17 protein-coding genes are annotated in these 22446 nt (G+C 42.4%); 4 read left to right on the top strand and 13 right to left on the bottom strand.

From position 1 onward, the window contains the following. Positions 1 to 33: 33 nt before the first annotated feature. Together Q0546_RS09680 and menA are read right to left on the bottom strand one after the other, a co-directional pair. A complete protein-coding gene (locus Q0546_RS09680) occupies positions 34 to 603 on the bottom strand; it encodes a YceI family protein (RefSeq protein WP_298792570.1) in 570 nt (189 codons plus the stop codon). A gap of 133 nt (positions 604 to 736) precedes the next feature. Further along, entirely contained in the window at positions 737 to 1639 is a 903-nt protein-coding gene (gene menA / locus Q0546_RS09675; protein ID WP_298792569.1) for a 1,4-dihydroxy-2-naphthoate octaprenyltransferase, read from the bottom strand. Between the two features lie 658 nt (positions 1640 to 2297). On the opposite strand from menA, the gene Q0546_RS09670 reads away from it, so the two are divergent. After that, on the top strand, positions 2298 to 3128 hold the full coding sequence (locus tag Q0546_RS09670) for a pyridoxamine kinase (RefSeq protein WP_298792568.1): 831 nt from the start codon (positions 2298 to 2300) through the stop codon (positions 3126 to 3128). Between the two features lie 920 nt (positions 3129 to 4048). On the opposite strand, the gene Q0546_RS09665 is transcribed toward Q0546_RS09670, so the two are convergent. Both Q0546_RS09665 and Q0546_RS09660 read right to left on the bottom strand, forming a co-directional pair. Beyond that, entirely contained in the window at positions 4049 to 4750 is a 702-nt protein-coding gene (locus Q0546_RS09665; RefSeq protein ID WP_298792567.1) for a hypothetical protein, read from the bottom strand. Between the two features lie 2 nt (positions 4751 to 4752). Continuing rightward, positions 4753 to 7260 (bottom strand): molybdopterin-dependent oxidoreductase, encoded by a 2508-nt coding sequence (locus Q0546_RS09660; RefSeq protein WP_298792566.1) that lies wholly within the window; start codon positions 7258 to 7260, stop codon positions 4753 to 4755. Positions 7261 to 7768: 508 nt separating this feature from the next. Between Q0546_RS09660 and Q0546_RS09655 the strand changes: the two genes are divergently transcribed. Continuing rightward, the gene (locus tag Q0546_RS09655; RefSeq protein ID WP_298792564.1) at positions 7769 to 8668 is read left to right on the top strand and encodes a tetratricopeptide repeat protein; all 900 of its coding nucleotides are present in this window, start codon (positions 7769 to 7771) and stop codon (positions 8666 to 8668) included. A 30-nt stretch (positions 8669 to 8698) separates the two neighbouring features. Further along, the gene (locus tag Q0546_RS09650; protein ID WP_298792562.1) at positions 8699 to 9268 is read left to right on the top strand and encodes a hypothetical protein; all 570 of its coding nucleotides are present in this window, start codon (positions 8699 to 8701) and stop codon (positions 9266 to 9268) included. 335 nt (positions 9269 to 9603) lie between these two features. Here the strand turns inward: Q0546_RS09650 and hcp are convergent, their stop codons facing one another. After that, positions 9604 to 10932 (bottom strand): hydroxylamine reductase, encoded by a 1329-nt coding sequence (gene hcp / locus Q0546_RS09645; protein ID WP_298792560.1) that lies wholly within the window; start codon positions 10930 to 10932, stop codon positions 9604 to 9606. A gap of 283 nt (positions 10933 to 11215) precedes the next feature. Between hcp and Q0546_RS09640 the strand changes: the two genes are divergently transcribed. Continuing rightward, complete coding sequence (locus tag Q0546_RS09640; RefSeq protein WP_298792558.1) at positions 11216 to 11773, top strand: metallophosphoesterase; 558 nt, start codon at positions 11216 to 11218, stop codon at positions 11771 to 11773. Between the two features lie 127 nt (positions 11774 to 11900). Here Q0546_RS09640 and Q0546_RS09635 read toward each other — a convergent pair whose 3' ends face one another. The 8 genes from Q0546_RS09635 to Q0546_RS09600 all read right to left on the bottom strand — a co-directional run bounded on the left by Q0546_RS09635 (position 11901) and on the right by Q0546_RS09600 (position 22146). Beyond that, positions 11901 to 12440, bottom strand: coding sequence for a macro domain-containing protein (locus Q0546_RS09635; RefSeq protein ID WP_298792555.1), 540 nt, complete (start codon positions 12438 to 12440; stop codon positions 11901 to 11903). Continuing rightward, a complete protein-coding gene (locus tag Q0546_RS09630; RefSeq protein ID WP_298792554.1) occupies positions 12437 to 13360 on the bottom strand; it encodes a WYL domain-containing protein in 924 nt (307 codons plus the stop codon). The genes Q0546_RS09635 and Q0546_RS09630 overlap by 4 nt, the downstream gene beginning before the upstream one ends. Before the next feature lie 45 nt (positions 13361 to 13405). Then, positions 13406 to 14227, bottom strand: coding sequence for a Sir2 family NAD-dependent protein deacetylase (locus Q0546_RS09625; protein WP_298792552.1), 822 nt, complete (start codon positions 14225 to 14227; stop codon positions 13406 to 13408). Between the two features lie 3 nt (positions 14228 to 14230). Further along, the gene (locus tag Q0546_RS09620) at positions 14231 to 15445 is read right to left on the bottom strand and encodes a PD-(D/E)XK nuclease family protein (protein ID WP_298792550.1); all 1215 of its coding nucleotides are present in this window, start codon (positions 15443 to 15445) and stop codon (positions 14231 to 14233) included. A gap of 56 nt (positions 15446 to 15501) precedes the next feature. Continuing rightward, positions 15502 to 16980: a DUF2779 domain-containing protein gene (locus Q0546_RS09615; RefSeq protein WP_298792548.1), complete on the bottom strand. Its 1479-nt coding sequence runs from the start codon at positions 16978 to 16980 to the stop codon at positions 15502 to 15504. Further along, on the bottom strand, positions 16967 to 18688 hold the full coding sequence (locus Q0546_RS09610; RefSeq protein WP_298792546.1) for a DUF262 domain-containing protein: 1722 nt from the start codon (positions 18686 to 18688) through the stop codon (positions 16967 to 16969). The genes Q0546_RS09615 and Q0546_RS09610 overlap by 14 nt, the downstream gene beginning before the upstream one ends. Beyond that, positions 18666 to 20018 (bottom strand): DUF262 domain-containing protein, encoded by a 1353-nt coding sequence (locus Q0546_RS09605; RefSeq protein ID WP_298792544.1) that lies wholly within the window; start codon positions 20016 to 20018, stop codon positions 18666 to 18668. The genes Q0546_RS09610 and Q0546_RS09605 overlap by 23 nt, the downstream gene beginning before the upstream one ends. A 100-nt stretch (positions 20019 to 20118) precedes the next feature. Continuing rightward, positions 20119 to 22146 (bottom strand): AAA family ATPase, encoded by a 2028-nt coding sequence (locus tag Q0546_RS09600; protein WP_298792542.1) that lies wholly within the window; start codon positions 22144 to 22146, stop codon positions 20119 to 20121. Between the last annotated feature and the right edge of the window lie 300 nt (positions 22147 to 22446).

The following is a 22446-nucleotide window of genomic DNA, read 5'->3' as shown; positions in this document are numbered from 1 at the left end:
GCCCGAAAAACAGGCTTTAGGCTTATTTTGAGGTTATTTTTCTTTGGCTTCGACTTCGATCTCTAGCTCGACCTTGTCAGATAGCGTGATCTCTGAGGTATCCAGCCCGATCTCAAATAGTTTGCGTTTCGTCTCGCCCTCTAGGCTAAAGCCGATTTTTCCCTTGCCGTTTTTATCTGCAGTAAAGCCGCCAAGCTCGAATTTTAGCACCACGGGCTTAGTGACGCCGTGCATCGTGAGCGTGCCCACGACCTTGCCTTCGGTATCGCTTTCTTTTTCATATTTGACCATTTTGTAGGTGATTTTGTCAAATTTGGCCGCATTGAAAAAATCCGCGCTTCTTAGGTGTTCGTCGCGCTTCTCGTTTTGCGTATTTACCGAGGCGGTCTCGATGGTGGCCTCGAGCGCTTTTAGCTCCTTAGCGTCTTTGTCGTAGTCGATCACGGCGTCAAATTTGCCGAAATTCCCGCTGACTTTTGATATGCTTAGGTGCTTGATCTTAAAGCCGACGCTGCTGTGCGCTGGGTCGATCTCATAGACTGCGGCGTTTGCGAAGCTCGCTGCTAGCACTGCTGCTAGCGAAAACTTGATGAGTTTTTTCATTTTTCTCCTTGTGATTTAGGTTTGAAAGTGTAATTTAAAAAAGTAAATATATAACTTTTTCGCAATATTTTGAGAAAAATTTGAATTACTTATTCAACGCCCGCAGTGGCACGGAACAATAATCAGGCTAAATTTAACACCAAATTTCCCCGATAAAAAACAGCGCCGACATCGCAAACGTGCTGAGCGCGACGACCTTTAGCTGCCCGTCGAAGTCGCGACACTCCCGCACTTTTAAGACGAAAAAGAGATGCCAAATAAGCGGCGCAAAGCTAGCTACGTAGAGTAGTTTTACGCCCGAGTCGCCCCGCAAAAGCGAGTAGCAAAGCATTAATCCCGCACCGCCCGCGATCAGCGCATAGTGGTAGAGCTTGGCCGCACGCAGCCCGATACGCACGGGGATTGTGCGCTTACCCTTGAGCGCGTCGTTTTGGATGTCGCGCATGTTATTTAAATTTAGCACCGCCGTGCTTAACATCCCGCACGCGCACGCAGGCAGCAGTAGCGCCGCATCGAGCGAACGCGCGTATAAAAAGTACGAGCCCAGCACGCTCAAAAGTCCAAAAAATAAAAACACGAAAACGTCGCCAAACCCCTTATATCCGTATGCGCCGGCTCCCACGGTGTAGCGGATCGCGGCATATATCGACGCACCGCCTAGCGCTAAAAATAGCAGCACGAGATAAAACCGCTCGCCGAACGCCAAAACGCTTAGCGCGAGGCTAGAAAGCGCCGAAAGCAGCGCCGTAACGACGATGATGCGCTTCATCTCGGCCACGCTCATCTGCCCCGTTTGGATCGCGCGACGCGGCCCTAGTCTGCCATCATCGTCAGTGCCTTTTACCGCGTCGCCGTAGTCGTTGGCGTAGTCGCTTAGCACCTGAAACAGCAGCGTCGTAAGCAGCGCCAGTGCGAAAATACTCGCTCTAAATACGCCCGCGCCGTATGCTGCGCCGCTGCCGAGCAGTACGCCCGAGACGCTAAGCGGCAGCGATCTAAGGCGAGCTGATGCGTAAAGAGCCTTTGCGGTTATCATTTTTTACCTTTTGTTGTTAAATTTATACGCCGAATTTGCGGCGAACTCAATTTAAAATTTAGCGGAAAAACGCCAAAAATAATATAAATTTGCCTTGCCTCGCAGCCGAGATTTATTAAATTTTACGACCGAATGCCTCGTGCGAGCCAGTTTAAAATTTCATCCGTTCTGCCGAAGCATCGGAATTTCATTTTAAAATTCATGGCCCTACAAATTTAAGAAGTTTCAAAAGGCGGCGCGATCTGTTTTTGGCACGCCGGGTAAGACGCCCGAGTAAAATTTCAGATCGCGCTTGACGGGACAAATCAATTCGATTTAAATTTTATCTGCGCAATCTAGGCCCGCAAAAGGATCGAAAGCGCGCGCCGTCCGAGAAATACATCGCAGGCTTATCTCGAGCTGAGCCTATGCGTTTTCCTCGCAGATCTCGGCGAGGGATGGCTTTAGCGCATTCAAAAGCCCATTTAAGCCCGCTTGTGCCGCACTTAGCTCGCTGCGCTTGTTTTTATTCGAGCCGCCTGTTTTGGTAAATCAAACTCGCCGCGCCGATCGGGCAAAATCCGCACTCTAAGCCCGAGCCGAGATAAAATTTCTCGCAAATTCTGCTTTTTAATGTAAATAGCGGTAAAATGAAATAAAAAATTTTTAGGATCGATAAATGAAAAAAGTTCTTACCGTTCAAGATATATCCTGCGTGGGCAAGGTTTCGCTGACCGTCGCCTTGCCGATATTAAGCGCGATGGGGATGAGCACGAGCGTGATCCCTACGGCGGTTTTATCGATGCATACGGGCTTTGCGGGCTACACCTTTTGCGATCTAAGCTCGCAAATACGTGCGATCATGGCGCATTGGAGGGAGCAGGGGGTAGAATTTGACGGCATCTATACGGGATTTTTGGGTTCGGAGGCGCAGATCGAGATCATGAGCGAGCTATTTGCTAGCTTCGGCGGCACAGACAAGACCATTTTGGTTGACCCTTGTATGGGCGATAACGGCGTGTTTTATCCGGGCTTTAACGAGGATTTTGCCCGCATGATGGCGCTTCTGTGCGCTCAAGCCGACGTCATCACGCCCAATATTACCGAAGCCTGCGCGATCACCGGTGTGCCGTACCGAGAGGACGCAGATAGAGATTTCATCATGGATCTGCTTGCAAGGCTTCGAGAGCTGGGCGCTAGACAGGTTATTTTAAAGGGCATCGGCTACATCGCCGATCAGTGCGGGGTTTTCAGCTACGATGCGCGCACGGGTAGGACGAACGAGTATTTTCACGAGCTGCTGCCGGTTAAATTTAACGGCACCGGCGATATTTTCGCAGCCGTAGCCTTCGGCGCGATAATGCGCGGCAAGTCGCTAGAAACGGCGGTTCGAGTCGCTGCGGACTTCGTCGTCAGCACGATCAAAGAGACGATGAGCGACGAGGAGCGCAAGGACTACGAAGGGGTCGATTTCGAAGCGATAATTCCCGAGCTGGTGAGGAAAATCTAAGTTCTAGACGGATTTGGAACTCGCCGCGCGGACAGCGGGTTTACGGTAAAGCTTTAAAATTTTACCATAAAAAATTCCTAAATTTTATCTGCTGCGTGAAATTTTAAAATTTCAAAATTTATGTGTCGTGTGAGGCGTGGAATTCTATAGGCGATGTGGAATTTTAGAATTCATGCATTGCGCGGGCTTATAATTTTATCTCTTGCATAAAATTTTAAAATTTGCACCGACGTAAAGATGCGAAATTTGTCGTTAGCACGGAATTATAAACGCAAGGCTACAGCGAATTTATCTGCTTGCGAGCTTGAGCTGCATTTTGAAGTTTTGCACAAAATATGCTTAAAATTTTATTCCCACAAGCCGTGCGCCATGCACTTATAAAATAATTTCAAAATTTATGAGTAAAATTTATATTAAAATCCGTATTGATGTCGCGCAGTTATAGTTTTCGGTATAAAATTTACACGATGGATTTATGGCGCAAATTTTATTTGAAATTTCGCTTTAAAAATCTAAAATTTGCGCAGTGAAATTCCTTCTGTGGTAGAAAGCTATCGCGTGAAATTTTGCGGCTGCTGCGTTTTGTGATATAGGCAAAATGCGCACCGAGCGTGAAATTTTAAAGCAAATATTGTGAAAAATTCTATTATTTATCGCGTAGCGGTAGAATTTTACTGCGCGAAATCAAGCAGAATTCCGCGCATAAGTCTATAGCCGAAATTTACGCCGTGGCGAATGAGCTTACTCGCACAAAAGGGTGCTAGCGCAAAATTCCATAGCCGAAATTTCCTGGGCAGAGCTTTACTTTGTAAATTTTAAAACTAAATTCCACTTCGAGTATTAAAATTCTAAGTTTACTTAGCGGGTGAGATTTAAGTGATAAATTCCACCCGCTGCGCAAATAGCAAGCGCTTTAAATTTCATTCCACAGGCGCTTTGCTTTGCAAAAATCGCACGAGCGTCTCGTATTCGTCGGGCTGCAGCCCCGAGTTTTGTATCATCGTCTCGACCACGCTGGGCCAGACATTGACGTTAAACTCGTCGTATCCGTGCAGCGCGTGACAGCTGCCGCAGCGCTCTTTGAATAGATTTTCTCCCGCGTCGTAAATTTTAGCCGCGTCGTCCGTCACTGCGAGCTTCGCGACGTAGCCGTCGATAGTGACGTTCGCCCATTCGTTATCGTAGTCGTCCTTCACGGTCTTTAGCGTCTTTAGGCTCTTTGCGTTTTGCGCTTGCAAATCCTGCTCCAAAATCCCAAGCCTTGCGTAGCTTACGTTGCTTCCCTCGGGCACGAAGCCCGCGTATCGCACCTGCACGTAGTCCTTGCCGTCCTTTAGCACTTGCAGCTTCGCGCCTACGTGCAGCTTGGCGATCTCCTTGCCGCCCGCTTTGTTTAGAAGCGGGGTTTGAGCCGCGACGAAAAGATCCGCCGCGCCCAAATGGCAAGCTGCTGCGAGTAAAAACGCCGCTAGCGCTTTGGGTAAAATTTTACCTTGCTCGGACGCGTAAATTTTACCCGTATCGCATGAAATTTTCTCCGCGCTAAATGATGAAATTTCACTCGCGCCCGGCGATGAAATTTGACCCCGCCCGAGCGCGTAAATTTTAAAATTTTGTCTCATCGCTAGCTCCTTTTGCCGAATTTCGGCTGTGAAAATACCGCAAGCGGCGGAAGCTCGCCATTAAATTTCTCGATCTGCACCAGCGCGGTGGCTTGGTTGCCGCACGCAAGCTTCGAGCTGGGCTCGTTTGGCACCAGCACGTTTACGTTGCCGTGAACGCACATATCGCCGCTATCGCTAAAGAGCGGATCCCACCAACCGCCTTCTTGCATCCTCACGACGCTTTGCTTTACGTTTTCGGTGACGATGAGCCCCGCAAGCGCGGCGCCGCGATCGTTGAAAACCCTAACTACGTCGCCGTTTTTAAGCCCTCTTGCTTCGGCATCTTTTGGGTGCATCCACACGGGCTCGCGACCGTCAATTTCTTCTAAGCTTCGTAGCCAAGTGTTGTTTAACTGCCCGTGCAGGCGGTATTTCGGATGAGGGGTTATTAAATTTAGCGGATACTTTTGCGTCTTTTGCGCGTTCCCCAGCCACTCCATCGGCTCCATCCAAGTTGGATGCGCAGGGCAGTCGTCCAGCGCTGCTTTGGCGATCTTTTTCGAGACGACCTCTATCCTTCCAGACGGCGTTCCGAGGCGATTTATGATAGGATTTTTTCTAAATTCATCCATCGCTACGTATTCGTAGGCGTGCTTTGGAATTTCAAATTTCACGAAACCCTTTTTCCAAAACTCCTCAAATTCCGGCATCTTTATCTTCGATGCGTCCGCTTTTTTCTTCGAAGCGTCGTAAAATTGCTTGATCCACTCCATCTCGCTCTTGCCCTCGCTAAACGCCATATACTCCTTCTCGCCGAACTGCTTTAGAATTTCGCAGTAAATTTTATAGTCGTTTTGCGCCTGCTCGTAAGGCTCGGCGATCTTATGCATAGCGATGATAAATTTATTCGTATGCGACTTAGTTATGTCGTCGCGCTCCTGCTCGGTAGTGGCGGGCAGAACGATGTCTGCCATACGCGCGCTCGCCGTCCAGAAGCACTCTTGGACTATGAAGGTATCGAGCTTTTCAAACGTGCGCGCGAGCAAATTCGTATCGGGGTGGTGCAAATACGGGTTACCGCCCGCCCAGTAGGCAAGCTTGATGTCGGGATAGGTTATCTTTTTGCAGTTAAAATCTATCTCCTTGCCCGGATTGTTGATACAATCGACGATGCGCGAGACGGGGATTGCGATGTTGTCGCGGTTTTTCCACTCGCCCTCGCTAGCAGGCACGATACTCATGCTGCCTAAGCCCGGGAAAGCCGAGGAGGTAGTCGCCGCGCCGCTTGAGAGGCTTAGCGCGCTTCCTACTGGAGCTGCGGGGCTAGGGCAGCCGCCGTCGCTGTAATGATAGCCAAAGCCGTATCCGCCGCCCGCAAGCCCGATCTGGCCCACGAAAGCGGCAAGCACCGTCGCCATCCAGTGAAACTGCTCGCCGTGATGAGCGCGCTGCGGACCCCAGCCGCACATTATCATAGTGCGCTTGCTGCCTAAAATTTTAGCTAAGCCTTTGATCTCATCCTCGCTCACGCCGCAAATTTTAGACGCCCACGCCGCATCTTTTTTCAGCCCATCTTCGCTTTCGCCTCTAAGATAGGCTTTAAATTCCTCCGCGCCGTGAGTGTATTTTTTAAGAAATTTCTCATCTGCAAGCCCTTGCGCCATCATCTCATAACATATCGCCATCATCATCGCAACGTCGGTGGTAGGGTTGATCGAAATGTGCTCGGAGCCTAAAAATTTAGCGGTGTTGTTATATACGGGATCGATCGTGATAACTTTTACGCCGCGCTTTTGCATCTGCTCTTTTAGCTTTGCGAAATACAAATAGCTCTCGTGATCGGGCACGGCCCACGCGATCTGATTGGTATTGATCGGATCGGCACCCCAGATGAGCACCGCTTCGCTATGCTTTAGGATCGTAGGCCACGCGGTTTGCAAGGCGTTGGCCTCGTCCGTTCCGCTGATGTGCGGGGTTATCGCGCTTATACAGTGGCACGAATAGTTAAGCTTTCTCGTAGTGTAGCCGCCGATGATATTTAGCATGCGACCGAGTAGAGTTTGCGGGTTATTTACGCTGCCGACGCTGTACCAGCCGTAGCTGCCGCCGTAAATCGAGCTTGCGCCGTGGTCTTTAAGTACGCGCTTTAGCTCGTCCGCTACGAGTTTATACGCCTCATCCCAGCCAATCTCGATCCACTCGTCCTTGCCGCGCATGCTTTTGTCGCTCTGCCAGCCTTTTTCTAGATAGCCTTTTCGTACGCAGGGTCGCGCGATGCGCGTAGCATCGTATGTGCGTGCTGCGATTCCCTGAGTAAGACTGACCGGGAAAAAATCTAGCTCGCTTGCGCTTAAAACGCCTTCAAATTTGCCGTTTCGCCTAAGGGCCCTAACCGCGCCGAAATGCGAGGCGGTGATCGGCGCATCCTCGCTATTCATCAGATCGTCGCTGATGACGCTAGTAGCGTTTGCACTCGCCGCACCTGCCGCACTCGCGGCAACGCCTTTTAAAAATTCGCGTCTTTTCATTTTCTCTCCTTTAATGTGAAATGAATGAAAGATTTATGGAATTTTAGCATTAAAAATTGCGAATTTTTCGGCCTTAAAATGAAATTACAAGTTATAGAGCGAAATTTTATTTTTCTATTTTTAAATAGAGCTAAGATTTTCGCGGCTTATAAAAGCTTAAATTATAAATTAAGTTTTTAAAATAATTTTACTTTAAAAACTAGCTTTTTAAATTTCGCACATCGACTCTTAAAAATTTTAGAATTTTTGAGTATATCAAGAGCTCGTCGGTATTAGGCGCTATAAAATTTCATAGCGCCAGTAAGTCATAGATTGAAAATTAGATATTGATGCGATTGCCGTACGCAGGCTGTAAAACATGGCAATCGTATATTTTTGCGCTTATTAGGGGGGTATACTTCTGCGGAATTTTTAAAATTCAAAAAAGTAATAAAAATTTTAACATCATTAAATGACAGTATCTGGCAACGAAAAATGAGATGATACGAAAAATTTTAAGGAGGAAGAAATGAAAAAAATCATTTTAGCTTTGGCTTTTTTAAGCTCATTTATGTTTGCCGAGGAGGCTAAGGAGTCTACGATCCAGGAGGTGATAAGTGAAATGGAAAAAGCTTGCGAAAGCGGCAAAAATTTCACGAACGAAAACGCAACCGTGAAGTATGAGGAGGTGTGCGGCTACCTCGGCGGGGTATATGAAAATATCCCTGAATTAGGCGATCTCGGCGTAAAGCAAGATTTGGCAAAAGCCTTTAAATTTTATAAAAAAGCGTGCGACGGCGGCCATGCTCTTAGTTGTTTCGGATTAGGAGGATTTTATCATGAAGGGAAAGCGGTAGCAAAAGACGATAAAAAGGCTCTTGAGTTCTTTGAAAGGGCATGTGATACGGGTTATGAAAGTGGCTGCACTATGGCGGCCATTATGAGCAACAATGATACGGATAAAGCAAAGATGTCCGCACAACAGAAAAAAGATTGCGATAACAACGACGATATATTTGCTTGCGGGTTATTTGCCTTATTTATGGAGGGAAAGGATAATAATGAAGCGGCGAAGTATTATAAAAAAGCTTGTGAGCTCGGTAAAAACAGTTCAGACCCCACACTACAAAATAACTCTCGATTTGGTGATCAGCTAAAGAAATTTTGCAGCAGATCAGATGAGCTTAAAGCGCAAAATTTAAGAGCTGTGCAGGACGTAATTAAAGCGAAAATTGCCGAAGAGTATAGAATATCTTGCGATTCTGAGGGGAACTGGGTATCTTGCGCGATATACGCCTCTAATATAGAGAACGACGATCAAAGAGCGGCGATGAGATACTATGACAAGGCGTGCAAATTAGGCAAAAAAATCATAAGTGTCGATTCTAACAAGATACTGCAAAAATCTTGCGAAAAAGCCGCCCGCTGAGGTGATTTTAAATTTATATGGGGAGTTGTAATGAAAAAGATAATTTTAACTTTAGTGCTGTTGGGCTATGCAGCGTTCGGCGGTTTGGGAACTAAAATAGATGAAATCGCCTGCGAAGCAGGACACGCCGACTCCTGCGCCTCCGCCGCCGCATCGTATCTGAAAGAAGCCGAGCGATCAGATAATCTGACGCCTGAGATTTATCTAGGCAAAGCTGCAGAATTCCTAGGCAAAGCTTGCACAGGCAAGCATAAAGAGAGTTGCTTGCAACTTGGTATGATGTATCAAGAGGGAAAGGGCACCAAACAAAATATGGCGCAAGCCGCGCAGCTTTATAAAAAGGGATGCGATGGCATAGGCGGAGAATGGGCGGCTTGCGGATTGTATGCAGAGTATCAAATCGGTATAGAGGAAATGCAGGAAGCGGCACTCTATTACGAAAAAGCCTGCAGACTCGGCGACCGAGCGCGTCTTGGTACGATGGACGAAAAAGTAGGAGATATCGTAAATCATTTATGTGAAGCGTCCGAATCACTAAAATCGTTCCGACCTAAAGAGCCTGCGGCGCAAAGGCTTCTACGCGATGCCGCACGACCTTAATTATGTGGCAAAGCTATAAAGTGAGTGCTTTTGCTAGGCGTAATTTTCACAATATATCACTCGTCACCGCTTGCATAATCGTGAGTATTTTGAAATTTAACGGCATAAATTTAAAGCCGTTTGATTAACTTCTGCGAAGCATTTAGTGAGATTATATGATTTTAAAATTTAAATTAAGAAGGACGGCATAGTCGTGAAATTTAAATATGAGCGTCGGCGCAAAATAGCCGCGGATCGGCTAGATCTATTAAAACCGCCGTATACGTATAAAGGGTAAATTTAAAATCGAAGCTTTGCCGAATTTTAAATTTACCCGATTTGCCTCGCTATGAAATTTATTCGCCCAGGAAGTATTTCAGATCCGCCTGCGCGTCGCCGCTGATTAGGCGAAGGCCGAAATTTTGCACCAAAAAGCCCAAAATTTCGTCGTTGAAAAACTCAGGCACCGTAGGTCCCACGTTGATATTCTTAACGCCCAGGCTAAACAGCGCAAGCAGGATGATGACCGCCTTTTGCTCCATCCACATCAGCACGATCGAGACCGGCAGATCGTTTACCGCGATGCCCGTAGCCTCGCTAAGCGCAAGGGCGATCTTGACCGCGCCGTTGCTGTCGTTGCACTGACCCAGATCAATGTAGCGCGGAAGCTCGGTGCCAGGGACGGTTCCAAAATCTACGTCGTTGAAGCGGAATTTGCCGCAGCTGGAGGTCAAAACCACGCAGTCCTTCGGCAGGCTAAGCGCTAGCTCGCGGTAATACTCGCGTCCTTTGCCCGGCGCGTCGCAGCCCGCGATAACGAAAAAGCGGCGGATTTTGCCAGATTTGATCGCGTCTAAAATTTGCGGCGCGAGGCTCAAAATCGTCTTGTAGTGTCCGCCCGTTACCAAGCTCTCGTCGCTGTCCATACTCACGTCGCCGCATGCGAGCGCGCACTCGATAAGCGGCGTAAAATCGTCGTTTTGGATATGTTTGATGCCGTCGGTGCCCGCGATAGAGTAGCCAAACAGCCTGTCCGCGTAGCTACAGGATGAGCGAAGCGGCACGATACAGTTGGTGGTCATCAAAATCGCGCCCTTAAATTCGTTAAAAAGCTTGGTCTGATCGAACCACGCCTTGCCGACGTTGCCCTTTAGATGCGGATACTTGCGAAGCTCCGGGTAACCGTGCGCAGGAAGCATCTCGGAGTGGGTGTAGATATTGATGCCCTTGCCCTCGGTCGCCTTTAGCAGCGCCTCAAGAGCGTGCAGGTTGTGGCCGCTAACCAAAATCGCTTTGCCCTCAACTTTGTTTTGGCTTACTTTAACAGGGGTCGGTACGCCGAATTTTGCGGTATGCGCCTCGCTTAAAATATCCATCATCTGCACGCCCGCGCTTCCGACGGCCATTAGCTGCGCGATATGCTCGTCAAAGTTGAAATTTGAGTTCGTCAGCGTGAAATACAGCGTGTCCGCCATAACGGTATCGACCGCGCTAGTATCGGCGCCGAGCTCGTGCGCGTGGTGGCGGTAGGCGCTAAGGCCCTTAAGCCCGAAGATCATCGTATCTTGCAGCCGCGCGAGCGTAGAGCCCTTGCCGCAGGTGCCTTTGCTTTGGCCCTTCGCGCCGCAGCCCTCCGGCGCGCTCATTTGACACTGATGACAGAACATCTCTAGATTGTCGCTCATAGAAAATCCTTTGTAAAAAAATTTAATTGGTAATTTTAAGATTTTATTTAGGCAAAAAAATTGATTATAATCAATAAATGGCTAAATTTTATCAAATTTATTTACAAAATGAGAATTTTAAATTTTATAAATTGCTTCAATTTCACTTATAACGGGAATATGGCTACTTAAATTCAGATATAATGCGCGGAATTACAAAAAACGGATAAGTAATGAAAGAGAAGTTAAAATCGTTAGCGAGCAAGGTTTCTAAATTATATAAAAGCGGTAGTTCAAAAACGTTATGAAAATTCTACATGCGAGTGATCTGCATTTCGATAAAGCTAAATTTGATCGAATTTTAAGCTTAGAATTTGACATTTGTTGCATAAGCGGCGATCTGATAGACACAAACCAAAAAGATATCATAGGACAAAAAGCGTGGGTGAAGCGGTGGTTAGAAAATTTTAAAAAACCTATCTTTATGTGTAGCGGGAATCATGACGTGAGTGAGTCTGGCGACGTTTCTTGGATACGAGCGTCTAATATTTATGCGGATGGCGATATTAAGACGCTTGAGGGTATTAAATTTGGCTGCGCCCCTTATCTCTGCGCGGATATTTTGGATTTTGCAGAGTGCGACGTGCTACTTACGCATATTCCGCCCGCACATACGCAAACGTCCATAGAGCGCGGCAGAGATTTTGGCGATAAAGAACTTTTTAGAGCGCTGAGGTACGGGGCTTTAAAAGCAAAAATAATCCTTTGCGGACACGTGCATAATCCGCTTTTAGATATTGATAAAATCGGCGATTGCACGATTTATAATTCAAGTCTGAAGCTTAATATTTTGGAAATTTGAGTTAAATTTATAAAATTTTAGCAGCTGAATTCTATAAAATATAATTTAGCGCAATAAATTAATTGTATTTCGCGGCTCTACTCGCATATCGGCAGCACGCCTTATATCTGCAGCTAAGCAAGCAAATTTAGCTTTTTGTCATAATTTCTTTCAATAATCTAAAATCACTTTCGCTAAATCCGTAAATTTCTACTTCGCATTCTTTTTCTGCGTCTAAATTTTGTTTGAAAAAGCATTTGTATTCGCTGATCACCTCGCGCTTATCTAGTCCACCCGCTCCGCATCCCATCAGAGGCAGAGCTATTTTTATATATTTGCTTTGATCTTGCAAAATTATTTCTTGCAAATTATTTAAAATTTGCGCGATAGTATCTAAGCTCGGCTTTTTAGGCTTTGATCTATCAGCGTAATTCATAATGGCTGCATGTAATACGAATGGAAAGTTTGCGTGATTTGAGGCGGTTTTGACGACATCACCTTGCCTTATCTCTCTTATTTTTAGTTGTTCTTGCATGTATTTTTCTAGCGCCTCACCGCAATACCTCTTAAAGGCCATAGACACACCGCTGCCAAGCAGCATCGCCGTATTTGAAGGATTTATCAGATAATCCGCTTGTGCGTCCAATAAATCGCCAAATTTTATCTTTATTTCATATGAAATTTTCATTTTATCTCTTCTAAATACCTTTCTATCTCATCTTTTATCGTATCGGCTAACTCCTTTGGTTCTAGCACTTTGATAAACGGAATGAAGTAGTAAATAAGCGGCTTTATCTCCATTAAATTAGTAAATTCTATATCGATTACGACCGAGCCATCGGCATCAAGTCCTGTTATGCTTTGCTTAGCGTAGGGTTTTCTCTCGAAATATTTCTTTATCTGCGGAGCTAAAAGCGCTCTAGCGGTATTTGGCTTATCTAGCGTTGCCCAGGCGGAGTTTATATTTTTAATCCTCTCCTCTATCGTGGCGTCTAATTTAAATTTCTCCTCAAGAATTCTAATATTTGTGATGCTTTTTAAGTGGAATTTCTTAAAGGTATCGTTTTTATTCGTATCTAAAAATAGCAAATACCAAAATCCGTCAAACATCGCTAGTTTTAGTGGCTTTATCTTAAATTTAAAACCGGCGTATTCGCACTGCACCAAGCTTCTCTCTTTGATAGCGTTTTCAAGCAGTTCGAAATTTATAAAGTCATCTTCACTTAATTTTTCGCTGCTTATATTTGTTAAAATCGGATGATTTAGCTGATTCGTGATCTGTTCTAGCAAAACGTGAGCCTTTGAGTAAAAATTTGCGCCCATGGTTTTTGAGATGTTGTCGAGGATATTTATGACGGTGCGTTCCTCCTGATCTAAGCCATCTTTGATTTTAGTTTTATCTATGCTCCACATCCTGCCGTTTCTTACAGCTCCATTTTTCGCTAGCACCTCGTAAAGGTCTCTTTGGATAGTCTTGGTGCAAACTCCAAATTTTTCCGCGAGCTCGGAGATGGAATGGGGTTTTCTGCTAATTAAGACGGCTATTTCGTTTATGCGTTCGTATTTGCCACTACCGGATTGCGAGATTATTTTTTGCGGTTTTTGCATCTAGGCTCCTTTTATATTATTTTATCTAAAAATAAAGGGATAATATCAGCCAAGGATCGCTATTAATCCTTCAAGTCCGCCTGCCTTTATCGCCATGCCTCTATATGCGCTCACGTGAGTATCTAGCGGGTTTATGCGGATTAGATGAGCGCGCTTAAATCTTTTTGCCATCCTTTCTCCGTAAATCCTGATCGTAGGCACCGCAAGACCTGCGCCGATCTCAATTATGGCTATTTTGGAGTTCATATTGTGACTAAGCCATGTATCATACTTTTTGCGCTGCGCCCAAGCTCTTTTGTGGTTAAATTCGTGATCGTAAAACATAAGGATATTTGGGCGGCTCACGCATCCGCACTCAGGGCAAACGGGCATCTTTGTAGCGATAAATCTATCCTCATCCACTTCGACATTATTTTCGTCCATATTCCAGATGTTTCCGTCGTCGCCACGGATACACTGCGCGTGATGTATGGAGCCATGGATCTCGTAAATTTTATCCTTGTCAAATCCCACCTTTTCAAAATGTCCGTCGACGTTTGAAGTGTAGATAAAATAGTTTTCGCCTTTTGCTTTGCAAAGATTTTTTAGTAGGGTAAAACCCTCGTGAGGCTGGGTTGCGTTATAGAGCTTTAGCCTGTGTCCGTAAAACGCCCAAGCTAGCTCTGGGCTGCTAAAAAACCACTGCGGATTTGCCATCTCGGTAAAGCTTAAATTTTTATCCTTTAAAGGCGGGTAGGCTTTCCAAAATCCAAGATCGCCTCTAAAATCAGGCAGTCCGCTATCTACGCCCATGCCTGCTCCTGCGGTTATTATGACGGCATCGGCGTTTTCGACGATCTCTTTTGCGCGAAGGATTGTGTCGTGCATGACTTATGCCTCGATTAGTTTAGCGATTTCATCGGCTAGCGACTCTAGCTCGTCTTTCATTTTTATTAGCTCATCTACCAGCTCGGTTTCGCTGTACTTATTGATAATTATCTCTCTTAGGAACTGATCTTTTTTTAGCCATTTCCATCTCGCAAATCTTGTACCAACTTTCCATTCGCCAAACGTGAAACCCGCCTGTATGTTCTCTATACGCTCCTTCTTAATCCTGCCTTCGTCATAGGTAAGTCCTATATAAGGATATAAAAAATTTTTACTGTCAAATTCTAAAGCAAAGGTTAGCAAGAAGCCATCATCCCAACTGCGCTTATAAACATATAAGGGCGCAAAATGACGTCTACTCGCATCAGCATCCCTTGTCTCCACGCACCATTCTTGCGGTAGCCTTTTTTCGAGCTCAGTTTTTACGTTTAACATAAATTCATTAAGCCTATTTGCATTGGCTATATCAAAGTATTTGTTTCTTATTTCATCGACTATATCATAGTTTTCTAGTATTATCTTACTTATTTCCTCGGTATCCATCTCTAGTCCTTTATATTTTCCGTAAATTTTTTCAATTACGTTTTTGTATTGCGATATCACGGCGGCTAAATTTGCCAAATTTCCAGCCTCATCAAGGCATAAGCCAAGCCACGCCATTATCTCTTTGTCGTATGAAATCGCCTTAAATTTAGCGATTTCATCGCCCTTCTCGTTTGAAATTCTGCCGTCTTTGATTTTTAGTCCGTCTAGGCTATAGCCGGTAGGCTCGCGCCCTTGCGGTGATAAAAACAGCACGTAAATTTCAGCTTCATTGCCGTTTTCTTGTTGGATAGTTTTTATATATCTTTTAATCTGAGTCTCTTGATCGCCGGCATAAATTTTATTTTCTAAAATAATATGCTTCGTGCCGTCAGTTATGTAGATATCGATATTCTCATATTCTTTATAGACTTTTGCGATTTGCGAATTTAGCCCAAAATCCTCTAGCCCGCATGCTTTTATAAAAAGCTCCAAAAATAGCTCTTTTTGATAATGCGGCGAGTTCGGATCGAGTAGCGAGCAGATAAAGCGCGAGTGCAACCTCACTTCGTCGCTAGCGTCAAAAAGCGCCAAAAATAGATTGTAGTCATTATTGCCGCGCAGCTTTTTCACTTCTAGCTTATCGCTTAAGACTTTGATTTGCTTTAGCATAGATTCAAATTTCTCTATATCCATATCTCCTCCTTTAAAATTTTAAAGCATTATAGCAGACAAACTAGGCATTTTTTGTCTTAGTGCACAGCCTCATAAAGTTTTTCTAAAATTTTAACCATTGCTAGCGTATCGAGCTTACAGTATTCTAGCAGAGCCTGCTTATAAGCTTCGCGCTCTGTTTCTTTCATAAAAGTCATAGCGGCGTATGCTTGCATAGCTTCGCCTCCGTGATGGATTAAATTTAAATCCTTATACGCCAATTCTAATTCGGGCACGAGTGCGGGCAGGACGTATTTTATGGAGTAGCTACCTTTCATTTTCGGATGGTAGTAGCTTTTGCTTGCAAAGGGTGCCATGAGGTCTTTTATATTGTCGTGGATAGCCATAAGCTCGTTTGAGATTTGCGGATAAGCTTCCGCCATGCGTCTTATCACTCCTTTTTCAAAGCTCATATTATAGGCTAGCACGCAGGCATCCTGCGAGATAAATTTGATTAAATTTAGCGCTAGTTCGTATCTAGGATCGGCCCCCGGTTCTGCTAAAAACTCGAAATGCTGTAAATTTCTCTTGCCGTCGTCTTTGTGGATTGAAAACTGAAAAGGTATCTGCTCGTAAGGCCTAAGCCCTACAAACTGCGGCACTGCCTGCTGAAATGTCTCAAAGTCAAGGTGGTAGAGCGGATAGCGGAGCGTATCCAAAAACTCTTTTATTGCATCTTTGTCTATGATTTGTTCTTGCGAGATTTCTGATTTTATTTGGATTTGCTGAGAGGCGTTAAATTTACTTAGATCTTTTATATCGTTAAATTTAACCACGCCACTTTTATAAAGCTCAAATTTTTTACCGCTTCTTAGACGAGAGATGTCAAATACACTATACTCCGGGATAGCTCGCTGCTTATGCCAGCAGTACTCCCGAGCGTCGCAAACGTAAGGATTTGAGCAATGTGCGCCTATATCGATGTCGGGCTCAGAGTTTTGGCTTAAAATTTCTTCGAATTTATTTAAAATTTGAGGGATATCTCGCTGCTTTTGCTTTACTTGCTCAGTTACGTCCTGCACGCAAAATAGCTTTTCAAGCTCTAGCGTTTCGCCTCTTGTGTAGGTGCTATCGATGTGGATTATATTTACGCGGCTCACCTTGTAGCCAAGCGAGCTAAGCACGTAATACTGAATGGCCGCATCGTCGATATATACGTCTTTTACGGAAGTCGAACTCTTTACTTCGTTGATGATAAGCCCATCCACGCAGATGCGAAGGATATCAACCATCACAAGGACGCCGTCAAAGCAAAAAGTGGTCTCGTAGATCACCTTTGTGCCGCGCTTGATAAGCTCTTTTGTTTTTGCTATTTGTGCGTCAAAATCGCCGCTAAATTCTATCCTTTCTCCACTGCTAAATAGCTCACAGGCTAGCTCGCCTACTGATGTTCCGGTATCAAATACCGCCTGCGCGCTATCATCTGGAGCTTGCAAAACTTCAGGCTTTTTCTTTTTAAGCCACAAGCTCTTTTCACACTGAAGACCACGGATATAGAGGGATTTAGAGAGGGTCATTTGTTATGCCTTGAAAAAGAATTTTCTTCATTTCATCGCCGAGTCTACCGATTATATCCTTATCGTATCCCTTTTGCGATGCGTAAAATATTAGCATTTTTATACTCGAGCTTGGGCTTTCCTTTATCATTTTTAACTTCTCACCAAAATCATAATCGCTTAAACTAGAGTTAAAATCCTTTCTTATTAAGGCCAAATTCCCAAAATCATCTAGTGCTTTGTTATTTTCTTGCAAATTTGTTGCCCACATATGTTCCACCGTGTCTTGGGATTTGATTAGATATTCATCTCTATTAAATTTAGGAAATACTTTTTTTATATCATCCGCGCAAGTATCACAAGCACTTAAACTATTAAAATCTCGCCAAAGTAGGTATTCTAGCCTATAGAACCAATAGTACGGTACTGCTGTTCCAGTATCTAAAAATTTAGAGTCGATTTTTTCAAGTACTGGCGTTTCCAGACTTTCGCCTTTATAAATTTTTCCTATAACGTCATTTATAGTTTCTACTATTTTACGAGATTCATTCTTTTTTAAAGCACTCTTTGCCAGCTCGTTATCCAATTGCTCGAGAAATTCAATAACCTTTTGTGTATTTTTATCATTACAAGCATCTAGTGAGTTTTTGTCTAAGAAAGCCAAAAGTGCGGCGATAAATTCAGGCTTGTCGTATTCGCTAGTATAGTAAAATAATCTTTGCAAATTTAGCAATATTTTGTTTTTCATCTCGTCATCTCTATAGACGAATTCATCAAATTTTTTACGCATACTTTCTAAAAAAGCAATAAACTCATAGTGCAAATTTGTCTTTTCTCTAAAAACTTTTTCAAATTCCCCCAAAAGTTTATCTTTGTCTATGATAATCTTATTCTTAGGGTCCACCTTATTCTCAGAATCCACATTCAAGCCGTTTTTGGCAACAAACACCTTCAAAACTAGAAGTAAAAATACTGGGAATTTTACTAGGCTTTTTGCATCAGAATTCGTTTCGGTTTGTTTTTCTTCTTTGCCATTAAAATCTGATTCCAAAAGCTCTCTTATTGTTTTTGGTTCGATAGGCAAATCTGCTTGATTTCTTTCTAAAATTTGATCTTTATATTTTTCGTCCATATTTGAGATCATATCCCATTTTCTTGCTACGTCTGCATAGTTATCTTTAATATTACTTAAAAATCTAGCCTTTAAAGCTTGATGATTTTCAAGCTGAATGCTTTTTGTGTTAACTAGTTCAAAATATTCAGTAGCTTTGACAGTTTCTGGGATAATAGTCATCGTAAAAATAGCCGAATTTATATTCTTTTCGAAACTATCTTTACACAAAATTTCATTGTTACTAGCAAAAAGGATGGCATCTAAAATTTGTCTATTTACATATTTGCGTTCATTTACGTTAAAGTTTTTTAGTTTTTCGCCATCGCTACTATCTATTTCATAGCTTAGTTCAAACGGTTTTTCTTTTACTCCTAAAGCCATAAAAATAATATAAATAGTAGTAAGTCTTTGCTGTCCATCTATGACGATAAATTTATCATCATTCTTCTTAACTACGATATTGCCGAGATAGTGCCCTTCTTTGCCGTTTATATCGCTTATTAGTTTTTCAATATCCTGCTTTCTCCAAGAATACGCCCTTTGGTAAAAAGGTATTTCAAATTTATAACTCTTTATGCTGTGTATAGTACGATTATTTGCTTTTGCTTCTTCCATCTTCTTCTCCTTCAAAATTTATAATATTAAAAGAATTATCGGCCATGTAGTCCCTGGTGTACTTTGTCTTGTCCTTTATCCTATTATAATGCTTTTCTCGATTTTTGGGCAAAATCTTCGATATTTCTGCATTAGTTTTTAACTCTTTTTCTATTTTTACTTTCAGAGTTTCCAATGTGCTTGAGGTATCAGTAAGCTGTAAAAGCCGTTGAACTATTATCCGCGGACTATCGCCAGAAATTCTATCATATCCGCAGGCGACGCCAAATATATTTAAAAACACTAAATTTGCAACCTCGTCTAATGCCTTGATACTAAACTTGTCGGCAATAAATAGCAAAACTACGTGGCAAGCATGATTTAGATAGCTACATCCCGTAAAATATTCATGAAAATATATGAAATTACTTTCAATGTATTTTAAAATATCGCAATACTTAAAAACATATTCAAAAAAGCTCGCCCCTCCAAGAATATCATCCGTGAGCGATATATTGCTTTTGTAAATTTTGATTTTCTCATCAAAGTGGTTTTTAAATTCCTCAAAAATAGAATAATTAAACTTATACCACTCTTCATCTGCACCATAATAACCAAAAGTTCTATATGGATTAAAAGCGTCAGTTTTAGTTCGTCTTATATATAGTGCGCTTCTTAATGTGCGGAATATCAAATTTTCTCTCAAAAACCAAGATGTATTAATGTCGTATAAAGAATACTCATTCCATTTTTTAGCGTAGTGAAGCATTAGTTGCTTTGATTTTGTCTCATCCATAAACATTAGGTGGTGGTTTTTGAGTAAGTCCGCTTCGCTAAGAGCTCTACCACTGGTATTGTGCGTATCAAAGTATAAAAATGCTTCGTCTAAATTTCCTGTCTTTATATATGTAAATTCGACTCTATTCTTTATGTAACTTATAAATTTTTCTTTGTCTTTGATATTGTCGCACTCCGCTTTCAAGAGATCGAAATTTCTTTTCAAAGCCTTATGCGATAAGAAATTTATTTTATTATCTAAAAAAGGCACTTCATTATCACCCAGGGCTTTTAAAATAAGAGCTAGCGTAGTTATACGTTGCTGCCCATCGACTATATTGTTAATTGATTCTTTGTTTTCATGTGCTTCCTTATGCAAAATTATGTGCCCTAGTAAAATTTCATTAGAGCTTCCATTCTTAAACGATCTTTTAATGCTTGAAAGCAGTCCTAAAGCCAAATCCTCACTCCATACATATGGGCGTTGGTAGTACGGGATTTGATAATTTGCGCTACTTAGTATGCCATCTGCACTTAAAATGTAATTATTCTGCTCATTGTCGTCATTTGTCATAGTATTTCTCCTTAAATCTTTTAAAATTTTACTATAAAAAGCCTAAAATTTTTATCCTTTAAATAAAAATGATACCATTTTAATTCCGCTAGTTGTGTTGCTAAAACCCTATCCTTTTTACTTTCTTTTCATTTTTTAAAGCCACCTCCCGTTCCAATCTCTCATAAAAATCATCACTGTTTTTAACCCTTTTAAATTTAGCCTGTCTTCGCACGCTTGCAAAATCTCCTGGTGCCAAAAAGCTTAAATCCGAAATTCTTGCAGCTAGGTTTTCGTCAAATTTTATCCTTAATGATGCGCACTCCTTTTTGAATAAATTTAATGCTTGATTTGGCAATAAATATCCGAACTCAAGCTTTAAATCAAATCTTCTAAGACTTGCTTTATCGAGATTATCGATCAAATTCGTCGTAGCGATAAAGATGCCGCTAAAGCTCTCCATCTGCACTAGCATTTCATTTACTTGAGTTACCTCCCAGCTTCTAGCAGCTAGGCTTCTATCTTGTAAAAAGCTATCGACTTCATCAAATACGAGCACTGCTTTTTTGCTACCAGCCTCTTTAAAAGCCTCGGCTATATTTTTCTCGGTTCCGCCGACCCACATAGATAAAAGCTCACTTCCTTTTTTGATGATAATAGGCCTTCTTAGGCTTTTAGCGATAAATTTAGCGTATGCGCTCTTTCCGGTTCCTGGTACTCCGTAAAGGCAAATCCTAGCGCTTTTGCTCTCTTTTATGCCCTGCATTAGCTCGTTTAGGTCGCAGCTTGAGTTTACGAAATTTGGATCATAGCTGCTAGGCAGATCATCTTTTAATCTCTCTTTTTTCTTGTCCTTTTCTAGTGTGCCGTAGCCTTGTGCTTTTAAAGTGTTGCTTATCACGCGCTCAAAAGCCTTGTTTTTATCTCTTAGACTTAAGCTTGAAACGACTAAGCTTGCATTGCTAACGATTGCGGGCGCAATAAATTCATTTTTTGCAAGTTTATTGATTAGCTTATTATCTATCAAATTTGCGCTATATTCTTTGATGATCCTCGTTCTTACGTTTTTATTAGGCACCTCAAGCTTTATGGCTAGATTAAAACGTCTAATGACGGCCTCGTCCATGCTATAAATATTATTCGTAATCCAAATAGTAGGTACTTCATTGGTTTCAAGAGCTCTATTTATAAAGGCTTTGCCGTATTGCCTTTTCTCATCGTTATTTATGTTAAATACATCCTCGGCTTCATCATACATCAGCAAATTTGAACCTGCTTGCAAGATGTTTTGCGCGAGGCAATAAGATCTTATTCTTTGGGCTTCATTATCGTATCCGCTTTCGTCTCCATAAGCAACCTCATAAAGCTTTAAATTTAATTCTTTTGCTAAAACCTTGCTAAGCTCGGTCTTGCCTGTACCTGCAGGGCCGTATAAAAGTACGTTTACGCCTTTTTGTCTTTTGCGGATAGTATTTTTTAAAAAAGAGATTAAAATTTGCGTATCATCTTTAATATGAGCATAATTCTTAAGAGTTAAATTTGTATTGCTACAAGGTTTTATGGTGCTTGCAAAAATTTCGTCTATGCTTTCGCATTTAACAAATAAAGCGCCTATGAAGTCGTTATTTATCACGTCAATTTTTGATCTTAAATTGCGTCCGTAGATATCTAATTTTATAAGTGAAGTTTTAGCAAAAATTCCATCTTTTTTAAAAGCTTTTTGCACGTCAATAAAGTTTAAATTTAATATCTGAGATATGGCTTTTGCAGCCTGCCTATCGTTTAAATTTTCTGTCAGCTCGCAAGCGTCCGAAACGATTTCGTAATTAAACATAATCGCGACGAACCTCAAAATAGCCTTTTCGGTATCGTTTAAACCTAAATTTGCTTGAAGCAAATTTAAATTATATTCGAGCTCTTTTGACTCGCATGAAATTTTGCTTTTCTCAAGAACAGCAAGTTTATCTTTTAGGGTTTTAATATCTTGCTGGGTTGGCTCGTCCGAATTAATCTCTAAAAATTCCAAAAGGTTGCCATATTTGGATTTTAGAAATTCTCTTTGTGCTCCAGCACAAAATATCGCTCTGAGTATCCAAAGACTGGCAAGGTCATATATCTCGCTATCTACGAATAAATTTCTGTTCTTCATTAGTGCCTCCTTGTTTATTTGGAGGTATTTTACTATGCAAAGAGGACGGATTTATGTCCACATTAATGTAAATATATGTTTTGTATGTGAATTTTATATCATTTTTACAATACAAACGAGTTACTATATTTAATATGCTTGCGTTTTCAGTAAATTTACGAAAGGCATTTTTTATAGAGCTTAATATATAAAAAGTATTTTGCACTAAGATTTTATATTTTACTAACTTAAGGATTAGGAAATTTAAGTGGCTCCGGATGCTGGATTCGAACCAGCGACCAAGCGGTTAACAGCCGCCTA

Origin of the sequence: uncultured Campylobacter sp., assembly GCF_937997465.1 — a bacterium.
Lineage (GTDB): Bacteria > Campylobacterota > Campylobacteria > Campylobacterales > Campylobacteraceae > Campylobacter_A.
The sequence above is the reverse complement of the archived record's forward strand: the minus strand, read 5'-3'. Positions and strand labels throughout refer to the sequence as shown.